Source organism: Candidatus Flexicrinis affinis, assembly GCA_016716525.1.
In the GTDB taxonomy this organism is placed as follows: Bacteria; Chloroflexota; Anaerolineae; order Aggregatilineales; family Phototrophicaceae; genus Flexicrinis; species Flexicrinis affinis.
Genome location: JADJWE010000009.1, coordinates 610,276 through 636,205, shown reverse-complemented (window position 1 = coordinate 636,205; position 25,930 = coordinate 610,276). Strand labels below are relative to the sequence as shown.

At 60.3% G+C, this 25,930-nt stretch carries 22 protein-coding genes; 9 read left to right on the top strand and 13 right to left on the bottom strand.

The features are described 5' to 3' along the window. Positions 1-176: 176 nt before the first annotated feature. From IPM16_21970 to IPM16_21950, 5 genes are all read left to right on the top strand, one after another. A complete protein-coding gene (locus tag IPM16_21970) occupies positions 177-428 on the top strand; it encodes a plasmid stabilization protein (GenBank protein ID MBK9125774.1) in 252 nt (83 codons plus the stop codon). Beyond that, complete coding sequence (locus tag IPM16_21965) at positions 425-868, top strand: type II toxin-antitoxin system VapC family toxin (GenBank protein MBK9125773.1); 444 nt, start codon at positions 425-427, stop codon at positions 866-868. Before IPM16_21970 ends, IPM16_21965 begins: the two co-directional genes overlap by 4 nt. Before the next feature lie 309 nt (positions 869-1,177). After that, positions 1,178-2,308, top strand: coding sequence for a hypothetical protein (locus tag IPM16_21960; GenBank protein MBK9125772.1), 1,131 nt, complete (start codon positions 1,178-1,180; stop codon positions 2,306-2,308). 62 nt (positions 2,309-2,370) lie between these two features. Further along, positions 2,371-3,651, top strand: a complete 1,281-nt coding sequence (locus tag IPM16_21955; protein MBK9125771.1) for an iron-containing alcohol dehydrogenase — start codon at positions 2,371-2,373, stop codon at positions 3,649-3,651. A 192-nt stretch (positions 3,652-3,843) separates the two neighbouring features. Next, positions 3,844-5,127 (top strand): oligosaccharide flippase family protein, encoded by a 1,284-nt coding sequence (locus IPM16_21950; GenBank protein ID MBK9125770.1) that lies wholly within the window; start codon positions 3,844-3,846, stop codon positions 5,125-5,127. Here IPM16_21950 and IPM16_21945 read toward each other — a convergent pair. Continuing rightward, positions 5,111-6,142: a class I SAM-dependent methyltransferase gene (locus IPM16_21945; GenBank protein MBK9125769.1), complete on the bottom strand. Its 1,032-nt coding sequence runs from the start codon at positions 6,140-6,142 to the stop codon at positions 5,111-5,113. The two genes, IPM16_21950 and IPM16_21945, sit on opposite strands and share 17 nt — an antisense overlap. A gap of 9 nt (positions 6,143-6,151) precedes the next feature. Then, entirely contained in the window at positions 6,152-7,069 is a 918-nt protein-coding gene (locus tag IPM16_21940; protein ID MBK9125768.1) for a glycosyltransferase family 2 protein, read from the bottom strand. Between the two features lie 129 nt (positions 7,070-7,198). Here IPM16_21940 and IPM16_21935 point away from each other — a divergent pair, with 129 nt between their 5' ends. Further along, positions 7,199-7,963: an NAD-dependent epimerase/dehydratase family protein gene (locus IPM16_21935; GenBank protein ID MBK9125767.1), complete on the top strand. Its 765-nt coding sequence runs from the start codon at positions 7,199-7,201 to the stop codon at positions 7,961-7,963. Next, on the top strand, positions 7,960-9,132 hold the full coding sequence (locus IPM16_21930) for a glycosyltransferase (GenBank protein MBK9125766.1): 1,173 nt from the start codon (positions 7,960-7,962) through the stop codon (positions 9,130-9,132). The genes IPM16_21935 and IPM16_21930 overlap by 4 nt, the downstream gene beginning before the upstream one ends. Positions 9,133-9,159: 27 nt before the next feature. Here the strand turns inward: IPM16_21930 and IPM16_21925 are convergent, their stop codons facing one another. The 5 genes from IPM16_21925 to IPM16_21905 all read right to left on the bottom strand — a co-directional run bounded on the left by IPM16_21925 (position 9,160) and on the right by IPM16_21905 (position 15,038). Further along, positions 9,160-10,380, bottom strand: a complete 1,221-nt coding sequence (locus IPM16_21925) for a hypothetical protein (protein MBK9125765.1) — start codon at positions 10,378-10,380, stop codon at positions 9,160-9,162. A gap of 6 nt (positions 10,381-10,386) precedes the next feature. Then, positions 10,387-11,292 (bottom strand): carbohydrate ABC transporter permease, encoded by a 906-nt coding sequence (locus IPM16_21920; GenBank protein MBK9125764.1) that lies wholly within the window; start codon positions 11,290-11,292, stop codon positions 10,387-10,389. 3 nt (positions 11,293-11,295) lie between these two features. After that, positions 11,296-12,471 (bottom strand): sugar ABC transporter permease, encoded by a 1,176-nt coding sequence (locus IPM16_21915; protein ID MBK9125763.1) that lies wholly within the window; start codon positions 12,469-12,471, stop codon positions 11,296-11,298. Between the two features lie 85 nt (positions 12,472-12,556). Continuing rightward, positions 12,557-13,930, bottom strand: a complete 1,374-nt coding sequence (locus IPM16_21910) for an extracellular solute-binding protein (protein MBK9125762.1) — start codon at positions 13,928-13,930, stop codon at positions 12,557-12,559. 85 nt (positions 13,931-14,015) lie between these two features. Next, entirely contained in the window at positions 14,016-15,038 is a 1,023-nt protein-coding gene (locus IPM16_21905) for a LacI family DNA-binding transcriptional regulator (GenBank protein MBK9125761.1), read from the bottom strand. 376 nt (positions 15,039-15,414) lie between these two features. Between IPM16_21905 and IPM16_21900 the strand changes: the two genes are divergently transcribed. Continuing rightward, the gene (locus IPM16_21900; GenBank protein ID MBK9125760.1) at positions 15,415-17,802 is read left to right on the top strand and encodes a serine hydrolase; all 2,388 of its coding nucleotides are present in this window, start codon (positions 15,415-15,417) and stop codon (positions 17,800-17,802) included. A gap of 15 nt (positions 17,803-17,817) precedes the next feature. On the opposite strand, the gene IPM16_21895 is transcribed toward IPM16_21900, so the two are convergent. The 4 genes from IPM16_21895 to IPM16_21880 all read right to left on the bottom strand — a co-directional run bounded on the left by IPM16_21895 (position 17,818) and on the right by IPM16_21880 (position 20,746). After that, a complete protein-coding gene (locus tag IPM16_21895) occupies positions 17,818-18,639 on the bottom strand; it encodes a VOC family protein (protein ID MBK9125759.1) in 822 nt (273 codons plus the stop codon). 9 nt (positions 18,640-18,648) lie between these two features. After that, complete coding sequence (locus tag IPM16_21890) at positions 18,649-18,894, bottom strand: DUF4404 family protein (GenBank protein ID MBK9125758.1); 246 nt, start codon at positions 18,892-18,894, stop codon at positions 18,649-18,651. Positions 18,895-19,075: 181 nt separating this feature from the next. Then, positions 19,076-20,119 (bottom strand): HTTM domain-containing protein, encoded by a 1,044-nt coding sequence (locus IPM16_21885; GenBank protein MBK9125757.1) that lies wholly within the window; start codon positions 20,117-20,119, stop codon positions 19,076-19,078. A 9-nt stretch (positions 20,120-20,128) separates the two neighbouring features. Then, complete coding sequence (locus IPM16_21880; protein MBK9125756.1) at positions 20,129-20,746, bottom strand: HTTM domain-containing protein; 618 nt, start codon at positions 20,744-20,746, stop codon at positions 20,129-20,131. Between the two features lie 191 nt (positions 20,747-20,937). On the opposite strand from IPM16_21880, the gene IPM16_21875 reads away from it, so the two are divergent. Next, entirely contained in the window at positions 20,938-22,950 is a 2,013-nt protein-coding gene (locus tag IPM16_21875) for a WD40 repeat domain-containing protein (GenBank protein ID MBK9125755.1), read from the top strand. On the opposite strand, the gene IPM16_21870 is transcribed toward IPM16_21875, so the two are convergent. Both IPM16_21870 and IPM16_21865 read right to left on the bottom strand, forming a co-directional pair. Next, complete coding sequence (locus tag IPM16_21870; protein ID MBK9125754.1) at positions 22,947-23,990, bottom strand: hypothetical protein; 1,044 nt, start codon at positions 23,988-23,990, stop codon at positions 22,947-22,949. The two genes, IPM16_21875 and IPM16_21870, sit on opposite strands and share 4 nt — an antisense overlap. Before the next feature lie 137 nt (positions 23,991-24,127). Then, complete coding sequence (locus IPM16_21865; protein ID MBK9125753.1) at positions 24,128-25,843, bottom strand: sugar phosphorylase; 1,716 nt, start codon at positions 25,841-25,843, stop codon at positions 24,128-24,130. Positions 25,844-25,930 lie beyond the last annotated feature (87 nt).

Here is a 25,930-nt window from a genome sequence, read left to right as displayed (position 1 = left end):
CAGTACTCAGCCCCGGCTTCGCTCGACCATTCGTGCGGAGTCTGGGGCTGATTCGTCGTGACATCCGTCACGCGCGCGCCATGCAAACGCACGTTGACGCTGCCAGACACATTGACAGCATTGCATGCATTGCATACAATGCTTGCATCGATCTCACCCCGTTTCGGAGGCGGACGATGACCACCCTGACCATCCGCAACTTGGACGATGCCACCAAGCAGAGGCTACGCATTCGGGCGGCGCACCATGGGGTTTCGATGGAAGAGGAAGTGCGGCGCATCCTGAAAGAGGCCCTGCGTCCGACCGACGCGCCCTCCGGCCTTGGCAAACGCCTGCAAGATCGTTTTGCCGGGCTTTCCACCGAGGAGTTCGCCGTGCCGGACCGGCAGCTGCCGCGCAGCGCGCCCCAATGGGATGACCCGTCGTGATCCTGCTCGATACCAACGTGCTGTCCGAGTTCATGCGCCCGCAACCGTCGGCCCGGGTAGTGTCTTGGCTGGACGAGCAGCCCGCGGGCGAGGTCTATACGAGCGCCATCAGCCGCGCAGAGATCGAACTGGGGCTCCTACTCATGCCCGCTGGCAAGCGTCAGGAGGCTCTCAGTCAGGCGGCGGCGGCGATGTTCGCGGAGGACTTTGCCGGGCGCTGCCTGCCCTTCGATGAGGACGCAGCCCGTCATTACGCGCGCATCGTGTCTGTCCGGACACGCGCCGGCCGGCCTATCAGCGTTGAGGACGCCCAGATCGCCGCGATTGCGCTGGCGCACCGTATGCCGTTGGCCACGCGCAACACCGCAGACTTCGCGCTGATTGACGGCCTTGCGGTCGTCAACCCCTGGGACTATGGCACGCAGCCACCCGACTATTGAGAAGTGGCACATACATAACGAAAACCATCGCGGACGTCCTCGCGCCCAAGACCGCATCAGCACAACGTCCCGGTTCTGCGCAACCCTTCGTGAGAAACCGCGGCTGATTCGTCGTGACATCCGTCACGCGCCCGCCATGCAAACGCACGTTGAAGCTGCGCGGCGTGTCATCATACGCTGAAGGCTATCGACGGCACGCTGGGGTCCTCGAAATTCGACGCCAACCTTTCGGACTATCTCCAGCACGATTTGCCGCAGGGGCCGCGGTACACTAAACACGCAGATGGCGGATGTTACAGGGAAGTCATCATGGTACGCATGATATTCTTAGGTTTCCTTCTGCTGGCTTTGATCTCGGCACTGGTGCACGCCCAACCCAACGATGGCGACCCGCTCCACGTGCAAGTCTTCGAGGACTATCTCGAGACGGTCATTGCTTCCGGACCGCAGCTGACATCCCTGCACATCGCAATCATCCTTGGAGAGGTGAACGCGCGCTTCGCTGATGTGATGTCGCTTGCCGCGTTTCAACCCGATGCCCTACGGACAACACATCTGATCTATAGCGATTACGGCGAGTACTATATCGAAGCTAAGATTGACGGAGACATCGTTGTTCGAGATACCAACACAGATGATCTGGTGACAACCTTCAATGGACATTCAACCTATGTTTGGGAAATCAAGATAAGCGACACAGCAGACCGCGTAGCGTCGAGCGATGATGAGGGAAACGTCTTGATTTGGGATCCCTTCACCGGGACTACGCTTACGGAAGTCACGTCATTTAATCAACGACCAGCCGTATCAATCAGCTGGAATCGAGACGGCAGCCAAATCTCGGTAGTCTTCGCCGACAGCGAAGTTGTCTCCATATTTGATTCGAGCTCCGGCGAGTTGGTCGACACCATAACCACACCGACGACAGCATTTTGCGCCAGATTCCATCCCTCACTGGACAGATTGGCTGTGTGTGATCTTGCAAGTACGCTGATCTTTGACTTCATTACGGATTCGGTCACGGATCTTGTAGACTCACAAGGTAAACCTCTAGAGTCTACGCGCCTGGAGTGGAATGCGGATGGAACCGGGCTGGCAATCGCCACGCTTGACGGTCAAATCGTGTTATGGAATTCAGTTGATGGATCACTGAACGCACTCAAAGGCACACTTCTTGAAACTCGCAGCCTACAATGGAGTCCGCATGAGGACTTTTTGCTAGGTGTGGGCCGTCAGATCGCCAGAGTCTGGCGTATGTCGGACAAGACGATTGTGGACACGTTGGACATTCCGCCTTTACTTGCGGTGGCAACTTGGAGAACGCCTTACCAAGTGACATATATCGATGCGCTCGGTTATCGGCAGACAACGCAACCCTATCCGACACAGATCCCAGCCACCACGGCAGCATCGACGCCAGCGCCAACTACAGCCCCCTAGCCTCCCGTGTTTAGCCGATGCGCTATACTCGGCCAAGCACGGCGCACGTGAGGGTTCACGCCATGAGCCTCGAAACCGTCTTCACGATGGAGACGTCCAACATCAAGTACGGCGTCGGCGCCACGCGCGAGGTCGGGGCCGATCTGCGCCGGTTCGCCGTTGCCCGCGCGCTCGTCGTCACCGACCGCAACCTGCGTGACAGCACGATGGTCGAAACCGTGCTCGAGTCGTGCCGGCAAGCCGGGGTCGAGACGACCATCTTCGACGGCGTGCGCATCGAACCCACCGACGAGTCGTTCAAGCTGGCGATCGCGGTCGCGCAGGAGGTCCAGCCCGACGGATTCGTGGCGGTCGGCGGCGGCTCGGTGATCGACACGGCGAAGGCCGCCAACCTGTACGCGAGCTATCCGACCGACGACCTTCTCGACTACGTCAACGCGCCTATCGGCCGCGCCAAGCCGATCCCCGGCCCGGTCAAGCCGCTGATCGCCGTCCCGACCACGGCCGGCACCGGCAGCGAAACGACTGGCGTCGCCATCTTCGACCTCGTCGAACGCCACGTGAAGACCGGCATTTCGCATCGTTTCCTGCGTCCGGTGATGGGCGTCGTCGATCCGCTCAACACGGCCACCATGCCACCGCTGGTCGCCGCCAGCACCGGGCTCGATGTGCTGAGCCACGCCATCGAGTCGCTGACCTCCGTGCCGTACAATCAGCGCCCCGCGCCGGAACGTCCCGACTTGCGCCCGCCGTATCAGGGTGCGAATCCGATCAGCGACGTGTGGTCGTCCACGGCGATCCGCATGGTCGCCGCCCACATGACGCGCGCGATCACCGATCCATCCGATGTCGAGGCGCGCGGGCAAATGCTGCTGGCGGCGGCTTTCGCCGGCATCGGGTTCGGCAACGCCGGCGTCCATCTGCCGCACGCCATGTCATATCCGGTTGCCGGAATGGTGCGTTCGTTCCGTCCAGCGGCGTATCACGTCGATCATCCGCTGGTGCCGCATGGGATGGCGGTGATCCTCAACGCGCCGGCGGTGTTTCGGTGGACCGCCGAGGCCGATCCGCACCGGCATCTGTGGGCGGCGGAGCTGCTCGGCGCGGACGTGCGCGGCGCCGATGCGTCGGCCGCGGGCGAGCTGTTGGCGCAAGCACTGATCAAGATCATGCGCGATACCGGCATGCCCAACGGGCTCGAAGCGGTTGGGTTCACGGCGGATGACGCCGAGGCGCTGGCGGACGGCGCATTCGCGCAGCAGCGCCTGACCAAGCTCTCGCCCCGCCCTGCCTCGCGCGACGACCTCGCCGGCCTCTTCCGCGCCGCCCTGCGCTACTGGTAGGGGGTCCGGCGTGCGAATTGCTAACACTCGCACCGCCGTCTAGCGCGTATCATTAGAGCATCAAAGTAATCGCCTCACCGGAAAAACAACATCTTGATCCAGCGTTTCCGCCGCCTGTGGCTGCGACAGGACACCAATCTGCGCGACCTTATTCGAAACTCCGGCGTGCTTTACGCCGGCGGATTGGTCTCGTTGGCGCTTACGTTCGCTCAGCAGATCACGACAGCAGGCTTCCTCGGCGCTGAAGACTACGGACGCTTGGCGGTCGTCGTGAGTGCCGGAATGCTGGTCATGTTGATCACCGACTTTCGCACGTGGGAAGTCGGAACCAAGCTGCTAACCCGCAGCGAAACCGATGGCGACACAGCGGAGACGGCGCGCGTTACAACGTGGCTGCTATTGATCGAGTTGGTTACGGGTGTCTTGGGCGCGATCGTCATCGCGCTTGCCGCGCCGTGGATGGCGCAGACATTCCTGCAAAGCCCCGAATTGGCCGGTTTAATCACGGCCTATGCGTTCGCGATTCCGTTCAGGATTCTATCGCTCGGCGTGTTAAGCGTGTTTCCGCGCATCGGCAACCGCTTCGATTGGCTGGCGCAGAAATCGATCGCCTATGCGGTGGTGCGCCTCGTGCTCATGACCGGCGCGGCGGCGGCCGGGCTTGGCTTGCCCGGTGTGATCGCCGGGGCCATCGTCGGTGAGATTTTCAACTTCAGCCTACTTGTCATCATGGCGTTGCGCCTCTATTCCCCCCGCCGCGAAGGGCTTGCGCTCTTTGACCTCACCCGACCGGCGCAGTTCGATGAGGGGCGGCGGATGCTCGGCCAGCTTTGGGTCAGCTCGACGCTGACAGGGATTCATTACTACATGTTCGTACCTCTAATGTCATTGGTGACAAACACTGTACAGGTTGGGCGTTTTCGAAGCGCGCTGGATATTGCCGAACTGGTCGAACGAACTGTGCAACCTCTCGCGATTGTGTTCACACCACGAATCATGGCCCTCAGCAACTCCAAGGACTACGTCTCACTGCGACGTTACGCTCTACAGTGTGCAGGCATGCTCTCGGCGGTGGTGATCCCACTGGCAATTGGTGTCGCGTTGCTCGGCAAGTACTTCATACCGCTGGTACTCTCCTCAACGGGATTTGAGGATGTCTGGCTTGTGACGAACTTGGTGCTAGTAGGAGTTGCGACACATACTATTTTGCAGTGGTGGCTCAGGCCCGCCGCAGTAGCGATGCGAACGGTCCATAGCCAGAACTGGGTCATGGTCGCCAGTCTCGTGTTATCGGCCTTAGGGCTCGTAATCTTGACACCCATCTATGGTGCGGAAGGCGCTGCAATTGCAAAGTCGGTCTTTCAGATCACGATTTCACTCGGAAGCCTTGTGTTATTTGGGCATTATCTGCGGCGGGAGTTGCGTGAATTGGCAGTAGATCGCGCCGCTTCCGGCCATATTACTTCCGCGCAATAGCGACAAGTTCTTCACCGGCACCGGGGTCGATCCAGAGCATCGCACGTTCTAGCATGTAAAATCCAATGGATTGAAGCTTCATTCCTAACGTGACGCGCTTTGCCGGCGAGTAGCGCGATGATTCCCGTATCTGTAATGATGCAATGAAGTATCCTCGCACGTTGTGCGTTGTCGTGAATATTTCCCGATTCCTGAGTCCAGCCTGATCGAGGACTTTGGACATCGACTTCACACCAAAGAACTGCAGATGCCGTGGAGGCTCTAGTAGCCAGCAGTCTTGCCTGAACACCCTATGAGACAGACTGGTATTATTGGGAGTAAATACAATGAGCATTCCACCCGGTTTAAGTATGCGCCTGCATTCTGAGAGCAGTTTAGTCGGATCATATACATGCTCAATAACATGACTGATGAGGATCGCGTCTATTGAATCATCAGGATACTCCTGCTCAAGTAGTGATCCTTTATGTACATCCAAGCCCTTTGTCTTGGCGACTTCAACTGCAACAGCATCGAATTCTACACCCTCAACTCGCCACCCTAGTCGCGCCAGTTCGCGCAACATCTCGCCACTGCCGAAACCAACTTCGACAAGACGCCCGCCTGGGCACGCCGGCAAATATGCTACACTGCGATCCAACCAGGTCTTCCGTGTAAAATCGATCAGTCCTAGAACTCCAAGTACTTGTTGCCACCACTGAAGCTTGTCCACGTCATATCCGTATTGATGCCTTATGTAGACTGTTCGAGTCCAGGGCCGTCGAATATCACGCTGCTGCACGCCGTGAGTGTAATAGTCTTCATGATACGCAAGAATCAAGTCATCTTCATGTGGAACAGGATCAAGAAAATGCAACTGGCAGTTGTCGTTCACACACCGCATCATGCGCCATTCTTGAGGTGAAGAAGATTGGCGATCCTGCAATCCAGTATAGAGGGGAACCCCTTGCGACCCGCACACGATACAGGTCGGGTTGGGACGGATGCGGATGGTCAGTTCGTTGCTTGATTCCATGTCTTCCCTCTAGTACTTCCACACGTCGCTGATAACCTGCCATTCTATTCTGGCCTTTTCACGCCGACCCTCGTCCGGACTAACGAGATTTTGTAACCGGCGAATAATGCTCTTGCCGACCAGCTCCAAAGTGAATCCGATCTTGAGAATCCGTACAGCCCATGGCCTGCCTCGCTTGCGAAAGTAATGCAGCGGACTGATGTGGTAGCTGCGAATGCGTGCAACTGGGAATCGGTTCACACTCTCCGATCCGACATGCTCCACCTGCGCTGAAGGCAATAACACCACACGCAGCCCAGCGTCCCTAGCCCGCGCACAGAGATCAACATCTTCCATGAACAGAAAGAATTCCTCGTCAAATCCTCCAAGTTGTGCGTAGATGTCGCGCCTCAACGCAAGTGCCGAACCGTGTAACCAATCGACATCGAGCGGGTCATTTGTCTCCAAAGACAAAGGCCCTAAGCTGCCGTAGACCCAGCTTGGAATCACACGGTTAATGCCCAGATGCTTTACCAGTAGCCGAAATACGGTGTAGTCGTGACGTGCCGTGATAACCGGCCTGCCATCTGAACTCAGCGTTCGCGGACCGACTACACCCACATCCCCATTGCTCGCCACAAAGTCGACAAGCGCTTGCACGGCGCCCGGTGCGACAACAACGTCCGGGTTTAGGATGACAATGACATCTCCATGAGACAGCGCAAATCCACGGTTATTCGCAACGCCATAACCAGGATTGTCGCTGTTGGCGAGTATCTTTACATAAGGGAAGATACTCTGAACCCGTTCAACCGTTCTGTCTTGCGAAGCATTATCAATCACGATCACTTCTGAATCGTGCGTGGCTTCAGATTGAATTGCGCGCAAGCATGAGAGAATAGTCTTATCGGGATTGTATGTGACGATGAGAATCGAGACGGGCGTCAATGCAACTGTCCAAGTCTAGCGGATACGCGAGGATTGTATCACGCGCTAATCGCAATGAAGTGCGATTGTCGGAGGCTTTAGGGTTCAGATCGCACTTCGCCTTTATAATCACGGTGACTGAAATCGTTCATGACAGGTTATCGGATGCAGATTCTTGGAAGGGGCATGGTCGCCCGAAGCCTTCAGCCTTTCAGTGAGTGCCATGTTGATACGATGGTATTTGCCGGTGGTGTCGCGCAATCTGGCCAACTCGAGTCTACGGAATACCGGCGTGAGCTTGATCTACTTGATGCCGCACTCGAAGAATGTACGCGCCGCTCGTTACGCATCGTGTATTTCTCTAGTGGTGGGGCTGTCTATGGCCCCACGGCAACCACCCGAGATGAACTGACACCGCTGCTTCCCACTTCAGCCTACGGCTGTCATAAACGTGATTGTGAGAATCTGATCCGATCTTCAGGCGTACGACATCTCATTGTTAGACTGGCAAACCTAATCGGGCCTAATCAGAATCGCGCACAGCTCATACCAGCGTTAGTGCAGCAAATCCTGAGTGGAAGCGTTAACGTACAACGTCTTGCTGAGCGCGACATATTGGACTCGGCAGATTTCGCAAGTATCCTCAATGATCTCTTACACGTAGTCTCGCAATCGGAGACGATTGTCCTGGCATCAGGAATTTCAATTGCTGTGCCATCGTTGGTCGACTTGATTCAGAGTGCGCTGGGGATCTCGGCCAAGGTTGAGATTACTGACAGTGGTGAACCTCAGCGGTTCTCAATAGAGAGGCTCCTCACTTACCTACCTGGGCTGTCATTTACAAACGACTATACGGTCCGGATTATTCACCAGTATGTCGGGATAGATGCTGTTCACGTACGGACTGAGCAATGATGACGCCCGGTGTTGGCCACTTTGTAGTTACTTACAACCGTTCAAGCTGGCTGTACAACCAGATTGTTGCGCTGAGTCGCTATCGCAGTCGCGTATATAGTTGGGCTCGTACCGTCGATGACGACATCACCCGTAGCCCTGACTTCGTACAGATCACACCTAACTTCGGGTCAACGCCATATGCGCGAAAAGCTTCCATCGCGCTCGCTCATGCTCAGGAACGTCTATTTGGTGGTGCAAGCAAGTCGCTTGCCCGGCAGATGCGCAAAGACTCTATTGCCATAATTCACGCCCACTTTGGTAGAGCAGGTGTCTATGCAATGTCTACGGCGCTTGAGACGCATCTGCCGCTCATAACGTCTTTCTACGGGTACGATATCGCCCAGTACGGTGAGCGCCCTGGGTGGAAAAGAAAGTATCGCAAGCTTTTCGCACAGTGCAGTGCGGTGTTGTGTCTAGGCGCACGCATGCAGCAGGCTATCGTCGACTTAGGCTGCCCGCCTGAAAAGGCACGCATTCAGCATCTTGGTGTCGACATATCGAGCATTGAGTTCATGTCTCGAAAGTGGGATAAGCAGGAACCACTTAGAGTGTTAATCGCGGCCACATTCCGTCCAAAGAAGGGGATTCCGCTTGCCCTCAGGGCGCTGGGGCGCTTGAAACGGGATATTCCGCTTCAGATCACGATCATAGGGGATGCGATAGATGTACCGGACTCAGCGCCTGAGAAACAGCGAATCCTGTCGGAAATTGAGCACCAAGGCTTAGCTTCGATAACGTCACTGCTTGGCGCGCGGTCATATCCATCGCTGCTAGAGTCGGCGTACCAACATCATCTGTTCTTATCTACTAGTGTTACTGCCCCGGACGGAGACAAGGAAGGCACACCAATGGTGTTAGCTGATATGGCCGCGACCGGCATCCCCATCGTGAGCTCCGATCATTCAGATATACCGGAACTCATAAAGGATGGACAGACTGGTTTGCTTGCTGCCGAGGGCGATATCGACAGTATTGTCGAGAAGCTCACATGGATTGTTGAACATCCTTCTCGTTGGGAAGGTATGACGCAGAAGGGAAGGAAACATATCGAGTCTGAATTTGACCGCGTGACGCAGGCAATGCGACTTGAATCCATATATGATGAGATCATTTCAGCGCATCTATGATGCCCTCATTTCCCAACTTATCCCATATTATCCCAAGTCGCCGGCGGTGACGGCCAGCATGTCGTGCGCAAGCGCCGTCCACGAGTGCGGATGCGAGCCATGCCCCGCGCCCGTCGCCGGATCGAAGTACTCGTGCCAACCCTGCGTCTCGACCAGTTCCGCCGTCTGAAGCGCCAGCGCATCTGCCTGTTCGATCAACCCGTACCGGCGCAGCCCCGCCCAAATCAGCCAATTGACATTGACCCACACGTTACCGCGCCAATAGCGCCCGCCGGCATACTGCGGCTGATTCGTTGGCGACGTTGGAACCCGCCAGCGCGTCGCCCATCCGGCTAGATCAAGCCGCGCGGCAATCGCCTCTGCCTCGGACCTATCCAGTGCGCCGCCGAACAGCGTCACGAATTGGCCCGCCGTCTCGACCGCCAGCGCCTTGCCAGTCACCAAATCGAGGTCGACCGGCTGCCCATCGCGAATCAGCCTGCGGCGGAATGCCGTACGCGCCTTCTTCGCATCTGCCGTCCACAGCGTTGCATCGGAGGTCGCTCCAATCTGCCCCGCCATCCATGCCAACGCATCCAGATCCGCAATTCGGATTGCATTGAAGTCGGCCGGCACGATGCAGAACCGGCCATCCGTGCGCGCTGTGCGCGGGTCGGTGCCGTGTTCCTGCAGCGCCGCGGCCAGCGCCATGCGTGCCGATCGCGCGTCCTCGTCGGAAGGCAGTACGGGCAGGCCCATGGGTGCGTCCCATCGCGGCGATGAATCCCAGCCCGACTCCCACGGATGCAGGAGGCACACCAGCCCGTCGCCGTCCACGTCGCGCCGGCGGTCAAACCACGCGTGGAAAGCCGCCACCGCCGGATAGATCTCGCGCAGCGCATGCTCGTCAGGAGCGACCTCCCACACCAACTGCGCCGCAATCGCGACCAGCGGTGGCTGTGTAATGATGCTGTGCAGGTCTGCGCCCCACAACCCCGCCCCGCCGCCGCGCCAATACTGCATGTGCGGCAGCATCCCGGCATCCGGGCCGGACGGGATCGCGCGTGCAGTTACGGCACGCAGTTCGTCCCATGCCATCGCCGGGTCGATGTGTCGCAGGATAATCGCGTGAAAGCACGAATCCCACAGCCATTGGTGTTCGTAGGTGGATGGCGCCGGACGCGTATACCGGAAACCATCCACCTCGACTCGATTGAGCGCGAACAGCGCTGCGACCTCGTCCCGCCAGCGTTCAGAGGTCCATGTCATAGCCGCTTATCCCTTCACGGCGCCGGCGGTCAAGCCACGCGTCAGGAATCGCTCGAAGAAGAAGAAGAGTGCGAGCACCGGCACCGTGATGATCACTGATCCGGCCATCAAGTACGTCCGCGGCACTTCCTGCCCGTCCAACAAGCGCAGGCCCAACGGCAGCGTCCAGCTCGTCGGTGTCTCGGTGAGGAACAGGATCGCGAACAGGATTTCATTCCACGCGATCATGAACGTATACAGCGCCACGCTGGCAACCGCCGGCACCGACAGCGGCAAGATCACGCGCCGGATCATGCCGAGCGTCGTACAGCCATCGATCAGCGCCGCTTCCTCCAGCTCCGCAGGCAGTGTCAGAAAGTAGCTTCGCAGCATGTACAACGCTACCGGCAGCGTGCCGGACATGTAGATAACGATCATGCCGGGTAGACTGCCGCGGATTCCCAACTGGCTGTAGATCACGAATAGCGGGATACCGATCACGATCGCTGGGAACATATAGACCAGCAGAATGCCGAAGCTCATCGCGCTGCGAAAGCGGAATCTCAAGCGGGTCACCGCGTATGCACCGGGGATCGCCATCAGAAGTGTGAAGCCCACGGTAAACAGCGACAACACGAGGCTGTTTAACGTATACGTCGTAAAGCTGTATTGAAATAGCACCGCGTCGTAGGAGTCCCAGAAGTTAGCGAGCTGCTCGGGCGTCGGGAACAGCCGCGTCGGATTGGTCAGCACGTCCTGAAACGGCCGGATCGACAGGTTCAGCATCCAGTAGAACGGGAAGGCAGTAATGAACACGAAGAAGACGATGAACACCACCTTCAGGATGCGCGCGATCAGCGTTTCGACGCGCTCGCGAGTCCATTCGACGGGCGGAGGCGCATAGGCGGCGCTGGATTGAGTCTGTGCGGCCATCGTCTATGTTTCCTCCACATTGAAGAATCGCTGATAGATTGCGACAAGGCCGAACAGGACGACTGCCAGCACCAGCGCAACTGCTGCGGCGGTGCCGACGTTGCGCGAGCCGAACAGTTGATCGTAGACCTCGATCGTGACCAGCTTGGTCTGCGCCGCGCCGCCGGTCAGCAGGAAGACGTCGTCGAACTTGTTGAACGTCCAGATAAACCGCAGCAGGAACAGCGTGCCGATCACCGACCGCAGTTCAGGCAGCGTGATATAGACCAACCGCTCCGACGGTGCAGCGCCGTCTACCTTGGCCGCCTCGTACAGTTCATCCGGTATTGCCTGAATCCGCGCGAGGATGAACAGGAACGCGAACGGGAAGTAGCGCCATGCTTGGAAGAGTATGACCATCGTGAACGCGATGCCCGGCGTATTGAGGAAATCCATTCGCCTGCCGCCAAGCGCGTCGACGACCTCGTTGACCAGACCGTACTGCGCATTGAACATCATCTTCCAGATCAACACGACCGAGATGATCGGCGCAATGTAGGGAAAAAGCAGAAAGCCGCGCACAAGGTTGCGGCCCGGGAACTTATCCTTGACGATCAACGCGGCGATCAGCCCGAACAAGATCGCCAGGATCGTGCCGGAGACCGTATAGACAAAGGTGCGCCCAAGCGTATCGAAGAAGCCGCGCGTGTTGAAAACACGTTCGAAGTTGGCAAACGTCAGGTCGTCGAATGAAAACAACCGGAAATCTTGCAAGTCACGCAGCCGCACCGGTCTGAACGCCAGCAGCACGTTCCAGATCATCGGAAAGACGATGATGATCGACGTCAGTACGAATGCCGGCAGCAGCAGCCCGTACGCCAAGTCTGCCGATCGTTGTGACAGCGATACAGACTTTGCATACCTGCCGGGCTGGACTCCCAACAACGGTGCGACTGCGGCGGCCCCGAACCCGATCAGCCACAGGACCAGCACGGCATTGAGCAGCGCGGCAGCAGAGTCGATCAGGCCGATCGCCACCCCGCCAAGCCCCACCGCCACGCCGACAACCACGCCAATCCGCGCACCGACCCGAGGATTTCGGTCGATGGCGCTGAATAAGTAGAACCCGGGAAGCCCGCCGATACAGGCCCACGCAAACGAAAAAACGGCAAGTTCGAATAACGAGAGTTCGGCCAACATTAGATGACTCCCTCACTAGGCAAAATGGGGGGAGGGAACCCGGCCCGCGGACATGACCGCAGGCCGGATTGGTGTGAAGGTTCGATTATTCGGCGAGGCCGGCGGCGATGTCCTCAACCTCGGCCTGAATCTCCGCTGCCGCCTCTTCCGGCGTAAGCGCGCCACTCAGGATGTCTGCGATTGCCCGCGGGACCGTCAAGTCCTGATAGACGGCGCTAACCAGCAGACCCTGCCCTTCGGCGAAGCCCCAACGTGCAAAGCCGGTTGCGCCTTCCGCGATCCCGTTGATCACGTCTTGGCTGTAGAAGTCGCCAAGCGGTGCTTTGCGGTCGACGCCCGCCGGCAGCAACGCCCAACCTTCGACGTTGGCAACCGGGTTGTCGGAGTTGCCGCGCAGCATCGGGAACTTGCCCTCCGGCGCCACGGCCAACCAGTCCATGTAGCCTTCAGTCAGCCAGAACTTGACGAACTCGATGGCCTCGGGCGGGGCGCTCGTGCTGATGCCCATGTTCGAGACCTGACCGTACTGCGCCGGCGCGCTGCCGCTCGGTCCGACGAATGCCGGCACGAACCCGCTGTTACGGGCGAGGAACGCAATGTCGTCCGCGCATTCCGGGCAGTTCGGCAGCGCGGCATCGCGCAGGCCAGCCATTTCGTCGAGGACGAACGGCGACCATACCAGCATCGCCGCCTGACCCGCGAAGTACGTTCCGCGCGACGTTACGACGTCAACGACACCCGGAGGACCGTAATCGGTTACCAACGAGGTGTAGAAGTCGAGCGCTTCGACCATCGCCGGCGTATTCAGCGTGACGTTGCCGTCGGCGTCGGTCAAGCTGACGCCGTTGGCCAGCGCGAAGTGCTCGAACGTCTGCTGCGTGAAGACTGCCGACGGATCGGTGGCGGCCACGATGCCGTAGAAGTTGTTGTCCGGATCATTGAGCGCCGCGGCGGCGGCCATGATCTTATCGAACGTATCCGGGTGCTCGAGTCCGGCGGCGTCAAACAGGTCCTTGCGATAGATCAAGACCTGCCCCCAACCGTCGGTCGGGACGGACATGTACTGATTCATGCCGTTGTCGACCAACGCCAGACCGCTGAAGTTGTCGGCACCGAGATCGGTAATGACCTGTGTGGCGGCTTCAGCGCTGAGGATTCCTTCCGAGTACCACGCCGCGGCATAGTCGACCGGGTGGAACATGACGTCTGGCAGCGTGCCGGCAGCCAGGTTGGCGGCCATCAGGCTGTCGAGGATGTCCTCGTTCGTCAGCACCAGCGACACGTTGATGCCGGTCTCTGCGGTGAAGCGGTCGATGATGGCCTGCGTTGCGCGGGCCCGTTCGGGCTGTTCTTCGGTGCTCCAGAACGTCAGCGATGCCGAGCTCTGCGCCACCGACACACCCGACAGGACGATCGCCAGTGCGGCAACCAGTAGGACCAGTAAGAATCGTTTCTGCATTGTCGTGTCTCCTCAAGTGATCGAGCTCAAATGGATGTCACGGTGGGAACAATAAAGTGGCGTGATGTGCGCGCTCCTTTCTGCCTCAATGTCGCGGTGGCCCGGACGAGGCTCTGATCACAAGTTCCGGTTCAATCAACGTTGCGCGGCTCGCGATTGCGACACCCGCGATCAACTGCAAGAGGATGGTCGCGCAGCGCTGCGCGATGTCGAAAATCGGCTGGTGTACGGTCGTCAGTCCGGGATGGATGTGTTCAGCAGACGACACGTCGTCAAACCCGCCCACGGCAATGTCCTGCCCGACAAGCAGGCCGCGCTCCTGAACTGCCCCCATGACCGCGAATGCCACTTGGTCATTGCCGGTCATGATAGCGGTAGGCGGATCGGCCAGATCGAGCAGTCGTTTCGCCGCCTGTGACCCGGCACGCTCGGTCAGTTCGGTTTCGACAACTAGAGCCTGATCAATCGTTAGGCCGGCGTCTTGCATGGCGCGTTCGTAGCCGCGCCGGCGGTAATGGGCGAACATCAGCTCGCTTGGCGGCGCCAAATAGGCGATCCGGCGGTGGCCGAGGCCAATGAAGTGACGGGTCAGCGCGGCCTGCCCCGCCTCGCCATCGACATCGATAAACACGTACTCGTCGACGTTCTCGGTGCGCCCGAACACCACGAACGGGATGTTCGACCGCGACAGGAAGTGAATACGCTCGTCATCGACTTTCGTGCGCAAGACAATCATGCCGTCCACGCGCCGTCCGCCAATCAAGCGGCGGTAGGCGTTCAACTCCGAGCCGTTCGAGACATTTGTGCTCAACAGCAGGTCAAAGTGCGCCATTCCGACCGTGTGCCCGACACCGGCGACGAATTCGGTAAAGAATGGGTTGGGAAACCGAGGGCCGTCGAGCGGCGTGATCAGCCCGACCGTCTGCGTGCGACGGGTCTGCAGCGCGCGCGCCGCGAGGTTGGGTTCGTAGCCCTGCCGTTCGGCTTCTTCGAGGATGACTTGGCGCGTGCGATCGCTGACGTCATCGAAGCCGCCGAGCGCGCGAGAGACCGTGGTGATCGAATAACCCGTCGCCCGCGCAATTTCCTTGAGGGTCGACTTATTCATTGATGTCAAGAAGCCTAAATACTAGTCAAAACGCGATCCGAAACGTTTTGGATCACACCTAAACCATAACCCGAAACGTTTCGGATGTCAAAATCGGCGCATAGCGTACACAGATTAGGGTTTGGTGACTCTCGTACCGGGCGTGTCCCGTAACGGACTCGGGACTCGATCTAGCACCCAAACCGTTAAGCTGCACTTTCATGTTCCGGCACCGCACTGCCGTTCGTTTGGCCGGTTGCGTAGAATTGCGAATTCGGGAACAATACGGGTAGTATTTCCACCCGACGTTAAGCAGTACAGATCGACCGGCAGATGCGCAGATTGCGGGCCGGTCGTGGTGTTGGGAAGCGCTTCTGACACATCGAGGAGACGCGTTATGCGGCAGCACGCGTGGATTGTCCGGTTAGTCGTTGGCCTCACGATTGCGATCGCCGTAAGCGGGCTGGCGTGGGGACAGTCCGACGCGCCAACTCCGACCAGCGAACCTACAGACTCAACCGCTGAGATCGGCCCCGAACCGGACGACGTTCAGCCCATTATTCTGCGCGGCGAACGCATCGTCGGGGTCAACGCCACTTGTTACGCCGAAGTCGTTGCTGTAACCGTCACGGTAGACGACGAATCGCTGGCTGGCACCTCGCTCGACGCCACCATCGTCACCACCGATGAGAGCGTGAGCTTCTCGGTTGATGTCGCGGAGTCCGGCGAGACGCTTGTCTTCGGGCGCGCACTCGCAGAAACCGCCGAAACTTACGTCTTCCTGCTCTTCGCCGGCGACAGCGACGAACCCGTGTTTACCGGTGTGATCGCCTGCCCGAGCATCGCCGAGTCCGACGACGCCGAACCTGCGCCCGAGGACGTCATCGCCGTGATCGAGGGCACGTCGGCAGATGCCGTCTTCGCCACCAACACGCCGGGGCCAACGCGCACGGCGGTCCCTGTCCACATGACACCTGAACCGACCGCGACCGACGAGCCCACTGCCACAGCAACCGACACCCCGACCGACACGCCCGAGCCGACTGCAACCGCGACCGATACCGAGACGCCAGAACCGACCAGCACAGATACGCCGTCGGCGACGCCGACCGACACCGCTACCAGCACCCCGACGGATACGCCGACCTTCACGGCCACCGCAACCAACTCGCCGACGAACACCAGTACACCGACCAACACGGCAACCAACACGCCCACCAATACACCGACCTTCACGGCCACCCCAACGAACACCCCGACGGACACGCCGACCGCTACTCCGACGGATACACCGACCAACACACCGACCAATACGCCGACGCCCACCTCGACGCCAACAAGCACGCCAACCAACACACCGACGTTCACACCGACGTTCACCGTGACTCCGTCTCGCACGCCGACCCCGACCGCGACCCCGCAGACGGGCCGTGTGACCGCTGGGCGAGGCCTTAACGTGCGTTCGCTGCCGTCGTCCGGCGGCGAGTTCATCACGGCGATCTCACGTGGTCAACAGGTGGCAATCTTGCGCGTCAGCACCGATGGCGAATGGGCCAACATCCAACTTCCGGATGGAACGACCGGATGGGTGCTCAACGCATTTATCCAGCGCCTGTCCGATGCGGCTGCACCCGCGTCAGCGCCGACCGTGACGCCTGCGCCGTCCACCCTGACCGTCTGCCCGATGCACACGTCGGACTCCATCCCCGCGGGCATCGAGGAAGTGCTCGACGCGCAGATGGCGCTTTATCTCGCACGTGAGTCGTCAAGCCGGTTTGGCCGCGCTCCGGGTGTTGTGCTGCTCGTCTCCGGCCCCGGATGGCGCTTCCACAAGTCGCTCGGCTTCGCCGACGCTGACACGCGCGAACCACTGGATGGCTGCGATCGGGCCTTCGAGATCGGAAGCAGTACCGCGATGGTCACCGCTGCCGTGCTCATGCAGCTGCTCGAAGAGGGCCGCCTTGGCTTGGACGATCCGCTGTCCGCCTATCTGCCGGGGATCGCTGCGCGCCTACCCAACGGCGACGCTATCACCCTGCGGCAGTTGGCGAACCATACGGCAGGCGTGGCAGACTACGCCGGCGAACCGGGATCCGGAGTCATCGGCGGCGGCATCACCGACGTCGGCTTGCGCACACGCACCTATGAGCCGCTCGAACTGGTCAACGATGCGATCGACAACGGCACGCCGTCGTTTGCGCCGGGTGCAGACGGCGAGTGGGCCTACAGCAGCACCAACGTGGTTCTGCTCGGCCTCGTCATCGAAGACGTGACCGGCCAGAAGCTGGCGGACGTGTTCCGGGAACGCATCTTCGCGCCCTTAGGGATGACCAGCTCGTTCCTCTGGAATGACGTGCCAAGCGAGGCGTTCGACCTGCCAAATGCATACTTCGGCGCGCCGTTCGAGCTGTCGACCCGCGACTGGAACTTGTCTCAGGGCTGGGCCGCCGGCGGCGTGATCTCCACCGCGCCGGGCATGCAAGTGTTCATTGAATCGCTGTTCACGGGAGCGCTGTTTGACGACCTTGCGACCGTGGACGCGATGCTAGAAGCCGTTCCTGCATCCGGCGACGCGTTCCTCAACTACGGCATTGGCGTCGGCGAGCTTGCGCCGGGGTTGTGGGGGCACAGCGGGCAGACGCTCGGCTTCGCATCCGACGTCGCCTACATCCCTGCCTCGGGAATTAGCGTCGTGACGTGGGCCAACGCCGCCAATGCGCTCGATGCGGTAGGCACGGGCTTCATCGTGCAGGCGCTTGAGAACGCCGGGCTGATCGCGCCCTAGACGCGCCGATTGTGCCTACACGACCGCGTATTGGACGATCTGAAGCGCGTTGCCGTCCGGATCGGCAATATGGAGATCGGTGCCATTCCAGTCGGTGTGGGACACCACACCGCGATAGACCGTGACGTCCAGCGGTTGAAGGCGTGCTGCCTCGCCGTGCACGTCTGACGTCATCAGACTGAGGAACACGGGAAACGCGCGAACCGGATCGTCTGCCCATTGCGTGCCGCGCGGATCGAAGCCAGATGGGAGCCCCCCGGGCTCGAGAATGACCAGCGGGTGACCGTCCGGTTGTCCAAGCACGGCGTAATCGTCGCCGCCAGCCATGAGGGAGAACCCGAGTATGTCACTGTAGAATGTGCGCATCGCAGTAAAGTCGGCGCATCTGATCGCCACGTGGCCGATGTACGGTACGTTCAAGTCGGCGCTGAACGGCCGGCCCGGAATCTCCGCTAATCCGATCCGGATCCCTTCAACAGTGTCTACCTCGATGCTGCGGCCCCATTGGCGGTCGGTGATGGTACCGACATTCGCAATCCCGCGCGCTCTGAGTTCGTCCTGCGCTGCGCTGACATCGGGGACGTGGAAGCCGGGCCGGATCCCCTGATTCACACCCCACTGGCGCTTGCTGACGCGGCGGCCACCGTCAAACAGCTCGCAGATCGCACCGCGGCTGTGTTCCTGATAGTACGGCTCCCACCCACCGCCGAGTACAGCCCAGTCACCGTATTCCGGGTTGGACTTCGCAACGATACCGAGTTGATTGTGGACGAACGCGTACGCGGCCGGCCAATCCGACACGACAAGGCCGACGAAGTTGAAGATCAGATTCTGCACCGTGTGCGCCTACACTCCACTTTCGGCGAGGAAGTCGACGGCGGTCTGGATCGCGGCGGCCAACTGCGGGTGCTCGGCCTGAAACTGCGCAAAGCTGTGTCGCAGGGCCTCCAAGAGGTTTGGAGCATTCTCCGGCTCGTCAATCGCACGCTGCACGTGATTTCGCAGGTCGGCCATGCTGGCTGCTTGTTCATCACTCGCCGCTTGCGTGTTCTCGATCTCCTGCTGCAGTCTCTTGAGGGGTTCCGGTGCCATGACGCGCCTCCTAAGCAAGAAGTGGCAAGTGCTGAGTGTTTTGTGCTGAGCCCCTGACCGACGATCTCCGCACCAACCGCTGCGGCGCCAAAGACGCAGTGCCTCGACGTTCGACCACCAGCTCAGCCATTCTGCCCTGATTCTACCCGATTTCGGCGTACATTACGCGTATTGTGACGCGCTAGGCCCCGTCGTCGTCATAGGCGACAACGCAGGCCGGGCCTTCACAGACGTGCACGTCTTCCCCGATCGATAACGAAAGCGCGCCGGCCATCGGCGACCATTCCGTCAGCGTCACTGCGCCCACCTCGGTACATGCGCCGAACACATCGGTCAGCGGCGCGTCCGGCCCGTAGGCGAGCAAACACTCCCCCGGCATGAGCGCCTCCACGCCGAAGTCCGTCCCGCTGAGCACGAAGTCGCGGGAGCCGAGCCACAGGTCGGACAGCGCAAACGGAACCTCGGTGATGTTGATCAGCAGCATCGCCTGCTCGAACCGGCGCGAGACGAGCAGCGCGGGCCGCGCGTCGTTGGGATAGACGGCCTGCACCAGCGGCAAGATCCAATCGGCCGGCAGCAGGTTCTTCGGTTCGCGCGCCAAGTCCGCCGTCGGATCCACCATCAACTGAAACGCGCGGCCGTTAAGCGACTGCATCGACCATGCGTGAATCGTGACGTCTGGATAGAAACGTCCGAGGTACGCTGCGAAGTCGCGGATCATGTGCGGGTTGTCGGACATCTGGTCGTACTGGCGCGAGGAAAGGTAGTCTAGGCCGTCGATCTCCCAGAAGATGCCCGACTGCGGATCACTGGCGAAGAGCTGAATGGTGCCGATCTTGTCGCGCAGGCGCATCCGCCACGCCAGCGTATGCCCCTCCTCCGACCACGCCGGATTGCTCGGGTAAAACCACTGCCGCAGCGGAAGCAGCACCTGCACGGCGAAATACCCGGCAATCGCCAACACGATCCAGCGCCGATACGGGTACCCGGCGCGACTCTCCACCGATGCCGACCGACTGAACAGCACCGGCACGCGGAACCTTCCGGGCGGCATGAACAGCAGCGTCGCTGCGATGGCGAACCACGGGAAAATGCCGATGTTGAACAACTGCGAGTTGAGTAGGTGGAACAAGGTCGCCAGCGCCAGCGCCGGGAGTCGCGTGCGCCGCCACAACAGCAGCGGCACGACGAACAGGTCGAGCAGCAGCCCGCCCCAACTGAACAGGTAGACCGCCTACTCTTCGGTGAACAGTCCACCGATCAGCGGAAAGTCCGTCCGCGCGCCCATCCAGATCCGCAGCGGCTGACCGGCAAACCAGTCGGCGTTGATCTTGGCGAGGCCGCCGAAGAAGTAAACCACCGCCATCTGCCCGCGGAGCAACCACAACGCCCAATTCGGCGCTGTCTGCGACCGGATCGACGGCCGGAGCCACGCATCCACCGACAGCGCTCGATGGGCCGGCACGAAGATCAACAGGCCGCTGACGAGGCTGACCAGATAGAAGTGATTCAGGTACTGCGCCTTGTCGAGCAGAAACACATAGGTGAAGCACAGCCAGAAGACCGCCATGCTTGCCCGGTAGAACGCGCCGAGCATGATGAGCACCGACAGCCCGCCAAGCACGTGGAACAGCACGAACATGCCGTCGCCCGGAAGCGGCTGAAGCCAGTCGAAGCCGTAGTACGGGAAGTTATATTCGGGGAAGATGTAATAGCGCTCGATGCGGGTGAAGTTGAAGTAACGCCACACTTCCCACAGCATGAGCACGCCGAAGGCGACGCGGAAAAACACGAGCGGCGCGATGTCGATCGGGTCGAACAGGCGCTGCGCCAACGCCTTAAGTCTGTGCACGGCCGGATTCCTTGCGCGTTCTACAGGTCGATCACAGGCCCGCGAAAGATACACGCCTTACCTGTATGCCGCATGAGAGTTTGGGTTTCGGCCTGTTTTCGATCAAGTCGTGTGGCTGTTGCGCAATGGCACTCTTCGCGCGTGTCACTACGGAGTAGACTCTGGATGGCGTTCGCGGCAGGAGATCGATCATGTCGTATGCTGTGCTGAAACTACTGTGCGTGCTGGTCGCGATCGGCGGGGTACCGGCATCTGCTCCACCCGGCCACGCCTTGCCACCGCACCTCCCCATTATTGCCGAAAACTCAGATCAGCTTCAGGAAATCGGCGTGATCGGCCGCGGGGCGGCGACATCGCTCGACTGGCACCCGAACGGTACCATGCTGGCCGTCGGCAGCCCCACCGGCGTCTGGTTGCTCGATGAGACGCTTCAAGACCTAATCCGCACGGCGATCACACTCCCGATCACCGATCTTGCGTGGAGCCCGGATGGTTCGCGTCTCGCGTTCAGCAGCAACCTGCATGGCACGTGCACCGTCCAGATCTGGGATGCCGCGCTCTCCGCGCCTCTGCACACCTTCGACATGTGCGGCGAACGCGTGCAGTGGAACGCCGACGGAACGTTTCTGGCGGCGTCGAACCCCTCGTCGTCTGCAAATGAAGTCTACGTCATCATCGCCGACTCTGGGTCGATACAGGTTTATCCCGGCCACGGCGCCGTGTGGTCGCCAGCAGGTGCGGCGCTGTTCACGCAGACGCCGGGGTCGGGGCAATTCGGCGCACCGGGCCCGACGCTCAATAGCTGGGACGCAGTGACAGGCGCAAACGTGCACACCTATACCGCCGCCCCGGGCCCGCCCCTCGAGCCGCTATGGGCTATGGACGACTCGACGATTGCCGTTATGTGCATCGACTTGGATGACGAGGCCGACATCATTACCAGCGGCCTTTGCGCGGTCGATATTGCGAACACTGGCGAAGTCATCAAACTCCGCGATGTGGTCTCCTACGAAATCGGACGCCCTTTCTCCTTATTTCGCAGTGTCGCGTGGAACGCAGACCGAACCCAATTGGCGTTTGTGAACGAGAGCTTCCACCCGGCATTTCTGAGCGACGTACGGATTCTGGACACCGATACGAACGACACCACGAACGTCGGTAGCGGAATGCGCTTCGATTGGAAGCCAGGTACGAATCAGGTCACCGTCATTGTCGGCAACGGCGAGATACGAACGGTTGATCCGGATCGTCCGGCCGATGCCGTGGCGCACAGCCGCTGGTTTACCGGGCCAGTGCACCAGATCGCCATCCGCCCGAACAGCGATCAGATTGCCAGCACCGGATACGGCTACGAGCAAGGCGCCCACATTTGGGATATCGAACGCTCCCATCTTGAACCGATCTTTTCAGTCCGGGCCGAGCCAGCCGAGATTGTCGATTTCACCTCAGACGGCCGCGAACTCATCGCCGGCGGGACCGTCGAGACTGACATTGTCGGCAACCAGCAGATCCGTGCTTATGACGCGAATACGGGAGAACGCCTCCGCGTGGTCTCGTCATACTACGATCAAGGCTCGTCGCCGCCGCACGACGCATGGAACGCAGAGTACACCAAGGCGCTCGTACTGCCAGAGTCGATCCGGACTGAACTGGGCATCGACAGCCCGCGTGCGTGGTGGAGTCCGGACAGTGCGACCGTTGCCGTCTTCGAACCTATTGGGCTTGGCGGACCTTTCGACATCAGTACGCGGCATGCGGCAACCGGTGACGTGATCAATCGATTCTCAAGTGCAACGTGCTGCCTTCAGTCGATCGAATGGAGTCCGGACAACGCGCGAATCGCCGTGCTTGTCCGCCGGTCCTGGGATGGCGTGGATGACGATCTCGGCGTGGTTGTGTTCAGCGTCACGCCCGGTCAGGATTATGACGTGGCCCGCAGCGACTACGCATTGTTCAGATCCATCCCCGCCGGCGTGCGGACTCCAGAAATCGTCGCGGTCGCGTGGAACCGCGACAGCAACCTATTGGCCGTGGCCCTCGCGAACACCTTGGAGATTCATACGCTTGACGGCGGCGGCGAGCCGCTGGTGGCGCTGCCCGCATACGGCATCGTCGATCTGGAGTGGGCGTCGGACGATCGTTTCATCGCGGGCGGCAGCGCGGACGGCACGATTCGACTGTGGAGTATTCCAAGCGAAGACTAGTTGTCGATGGGCGTGGCCGTAGGCGGAATCTCCGGCGCGTCGGCGATGACGACTTCAGGCGGGCTGCCGGTCAGGTCGGCCCCGCCGTACGCGATCTGTTCGCCGTTCGGATGCCAGTCAAGCGCGTACACCGGCCCCGGATACGTGAGCGTATCGAGCAGCACGCCGTTGGACGCGTCCCACACCTTCACTGTCCCGTCCTCGCCGGCGGTCGCGATCCGCGTGCCGTCCGGAGACCAGACGAGCTTGTTTAGCATGGTCGAGCCTAGTAAAACCCGCGCTTCAGTGTCCTGTGCGTTGACATCCCACACTGTCATTACGTTATTGTGGTTGGCAAAAGCGATTAGACCGCCCACTGGAGACCAAGCCACATGCGAGACACCGAGGTTATCCGGGTCGGTAATACGCTCGACGAGTCCGAAGGTTTCCGCGTCCCAGATAGCCACAGTGCGGTCGTCACTAACCGTGACGATCCGAGTGCCGGTCGGGTCCCAGTCCGCTGCATTGATGCGATCGGTGTGGTCACCTTGACTTATGGTCACTGCTCCGATCAATTCATCAACGAATGGAGCTGTTTCAAACTCGTACACTGCAACGGAATTCACACTAAGCGGAAAGAGGTACGTTGTCGCATCTGAAGGCGAGGTAACGAGCTGAATACCTGCCGAGGTCGTCTCAATAACCGAGATGTAGCTGAGGTCGCTTGATGCCAGTATATGTACTCTACCGGCTTCGCTTCGAACCAGAATGTAGGCGTTGTCATTCGTGAAGTCAACAGCACTCACTCCACAAGTCACGCCTCTCAAATCAGCGGTAATGCTTGAACTGTCATCAATATCTCGAAGCTCGATCCATTGCGGCGAGACGATATCCGGACGGCACCCAGCCAAACTGCTCTTGCCGTGGACGATTACGAGTTGATCCCCGAAGCTGTCCCAAGTCAGCGCATTGATCGAGTCGAAACCCTGTGCATGCGATCTTGAGGCGACGCTGACGCACAAGACCAGCAGCACACACGCCACGCAAGCAGACCTCGACATCCCGCGCGTCCTCACAGCCGACCCTGCCTCAACGCTAGCACTGGCAGCGGCTGCCCGCTTGACGCGAACCACGCGCGCCGGCCACGACGCACCACCGCCTTCTTTCCCCTTAAACGTTTTCCCGTTCCCGTCGCCCTCTACCGTACCTTGAGCCACGCCGACTGGAAGGGCGCCAGCGTGAGGCGGATGCTGGTGCCGTCGTGCACCGGGTCGTCCCCACCAAGCAGGTCGTGCCACTCACCGCCGCTGTCGGCCAGCGCTACCGCGACGGGCTCACCCGACACGTTGAACAGCGCAATCACGCGGTGCAGGCCGTCCGGCGACGTGCGCTCCAGCGCGAACACCGACGGATGCACTTCCAGTACGCGCTGCCCACCGAACGGATGAAACGCCGGCTCGGCAATCCGCGCATCCAGCAGCGCCCGATAGCCGAAGTACACCATCGATGGGATCAAGATCGGCCGTACGATGTCTTCGAGCAAGGTGTAGTAATCGAGCTTCTGCCGGTTGATCGTGCGGTTGTGCCCGGTCTGTTCGACGCCTTCGTTCCAATTGCGCGACCCGAACAGGCTGTGGAAGTAGATGCCCGGCACGCCGACGAACGCCAGCATGATCGCCTGCGAACACAGGAAGCGCTTCACCGCCGTCTGGGGATCGCGGGCGGTCACGTCCGGGTGCGTGATGGCGTCGAAGTACGTCACGTTCAGTTCATACGGACTCCGGGTGCCATCGCTGTTGTTCTTGTAATTCACGTGTCCGCCGTGTTCGGTTGCCAGTGCCACCAGCGCGTCGACCTCGTCATCGCTCAGCAGGCCGCGCGCGGGAGTCACGCCGATGCCGTCGTGCGACGCCGTGAAGTTGAAGTACGTCGTACGCCCGCCGACGCGCTCGAGCGTCTTGGTCCATGCCGTCAGGCGAGAGGTGTCGCCGGTGCGAAACGTGTGCAGCAGCAGCGGTGGCAGGCTGAAGTTGTAGACCATCTGGGCTTCGTTGGTGCCATCGCCAAAGTACGAGATATTCTCGTCGTGGGGGACGTTCGTCTCGGTCACGATCAGCACGTCCGGCGCCGCCATATCGAGCACCGCGCGCATGAGCTGTACGACCTGATGCGTCTGCGGCAGGTGGATACACGTCGTGCCGATCTCTTTCCACAGGTACGCAATCGCGTCGAGGCGGATCAGGTCGGCCCCTTGCGCCACGTAGAACAGCAGCGCCCGCAGCAGGTCGAGCATCAGCTCCGGGTTGGCCGCGTTGACGTCGACCTGATCGGTGCTGAAGGTCGTCCACACGTGCTGAACACCGCGTGCCGTCTCGAACGGCGTCAGCAGCGGATGCGTGCGCGGACGCCGGACCTGCGACAGGTCGGTGGACGGGTCGACCGTGACGAAGTAGTCGGTATACGGTTCCTCGCCACGCAGGAACGCCTGAAACCACGCGCTGGACACCGAGACATGGTTGAACACCGCGTCGAACATCATGCGAAACTGCGAACGCAGCGCGCGCACGTCGTCCCACGTCCCGAGGTTCGGATCGACCGCCCAGAAATCGACCACCGAGAAGCCGTCGTCGGACGTGTACGGGTAGAACGGCAGCACGTGCACGGTATTGATCTGCTCGCCGTAGGTCGCCTTGAGCAGTTCGCGCAGCGTGACCAGCGGCGCTTCGCCGTCCTTGCGCACATGATCGCCGTAGGCAATCGCGACGATGTCGCGCTGGCTGAGGTCGTGGCTGGGACGTTTCGGGATGTCCGCGTCAAGGATCAACTGCTGAACGCGCGCCATGAGCGAATCGGCGCGGTCGACCCCGTACAGGCTGGCGAGAAGGCTGTGAACAGCCGCGGACGCTGCAGACATGACCCATCCCTGAACATCTGAGAACGATTGCAGGGCGGAGTCTACCACATTGCTAGCGCATCACCGCTCTTGCCGCGACTTCACATG

Coding starts and splice junctions, on each gene's coding strand:
- IPM16_21960 (MBK9125772.1), top strand. CDS start 1,178: ATGGTACGCATGATATTCTTAGGTTTCCTTCTGCTGGCTTTGATCTCG.
- IPM16_21865 (MBK9125753.1), bottom strand. CDS start 25,843: ATGTCTGCAGCGTCCGCGGCTGTTCACAGCCTTCTCGCCAGCCTGTAC.
- IPM16_21945 (MBK9125769.1), bottom strand. CDS start 6,142: ATGGAATCAAGCAACGAACTGACCATCCGCATCCGTCCCAACCCGACC.
- IPM16_21930 (MBK9125766.1), top strand. CDS start 7,960: ATGATGACGCCCGGTGTTGGCCACTTTGTAGTTACTTACAACCGTTCA.
- IPM16_21970 (MBK9125774.1), top strand. CDS start 177: ATGACCACCCTGACCATCCGCAACTTGGACGATGCCACCAAGCAGAGG.
- IPM16_21900 (MBK9125760.1), top strand. CDS start 15,415: ATGCGGCAGCACGCGTGGATTGTCCGGTTAGTCGTTGGCCTCACGATT.
- IPM16_21920 (MBK9125764.1), bottom strand. CDS start 11,292: ATGGCCGCACAGACTCAATCCAGCGCCGCCTATGCGCCTCCGCCCGTC.
- IPM16_21955 (MBK9125771.1), top strand. CDS start 2,371: ATGAGCCTCGAAACCGTCTTCACGATGGAGACGTCCAACATCAAGTAC.
- IPM16_21915 (MBK9125763.1), bottom strand. CDS start 12,471: ATGTTGGCCGAACTCTCGTTATTCGAACTTGCCGTTTTTTCGTTTGCG.
- IPM16_21905 (MBK9125761.1), bottom strand. CDS start 15,038: ATGAATAAGTCGACCCTCAAGGAAATTGCGCGGGCGACGGGTTATTCG.
- IPM16_21910 (MBK9125762.1), bottom strand. CDS start 13,930: ATGCAGAAACGATTCTTACTGGTCCTACTGGTTGCCGCACTGGCGATC.
- IPM16_21890 (MBK9125758.1), bottom strand. CDS start 18,894: ATGGCACCGGAACCCCTCAAGAGACTGCAGCAGGAGATCGAGAACACG.
- IPM16_21935 (MBK9125767.1), top strand. CDS start 7,199: ATGACAGGTTATCGGATGCAGATTCTTGGAAGGGGCATGGTCGCCCGA.
- IPM16_21875 (MBK9125755.1), top strand. CDS start 20,938: ATGTCGTATGCTGTGCTGAAACTACTGTGCGTGCTGGTCGCGATCGGC.
- IPM16_21925 (MBK9125765.1), bottom strand. CDS start 10,380: ATGACATGGACCTCTGAACGCTGGCGGGACGAGGTCGCAGCGCTGTTC.
- IPM16_21870 (MBK9125754.1), bottom strand. CDS start 23,990: ATGTCGAGGTCTGCTTGCGTGGCGTGTGTGCTGCTGGTCTTGTGCGTC.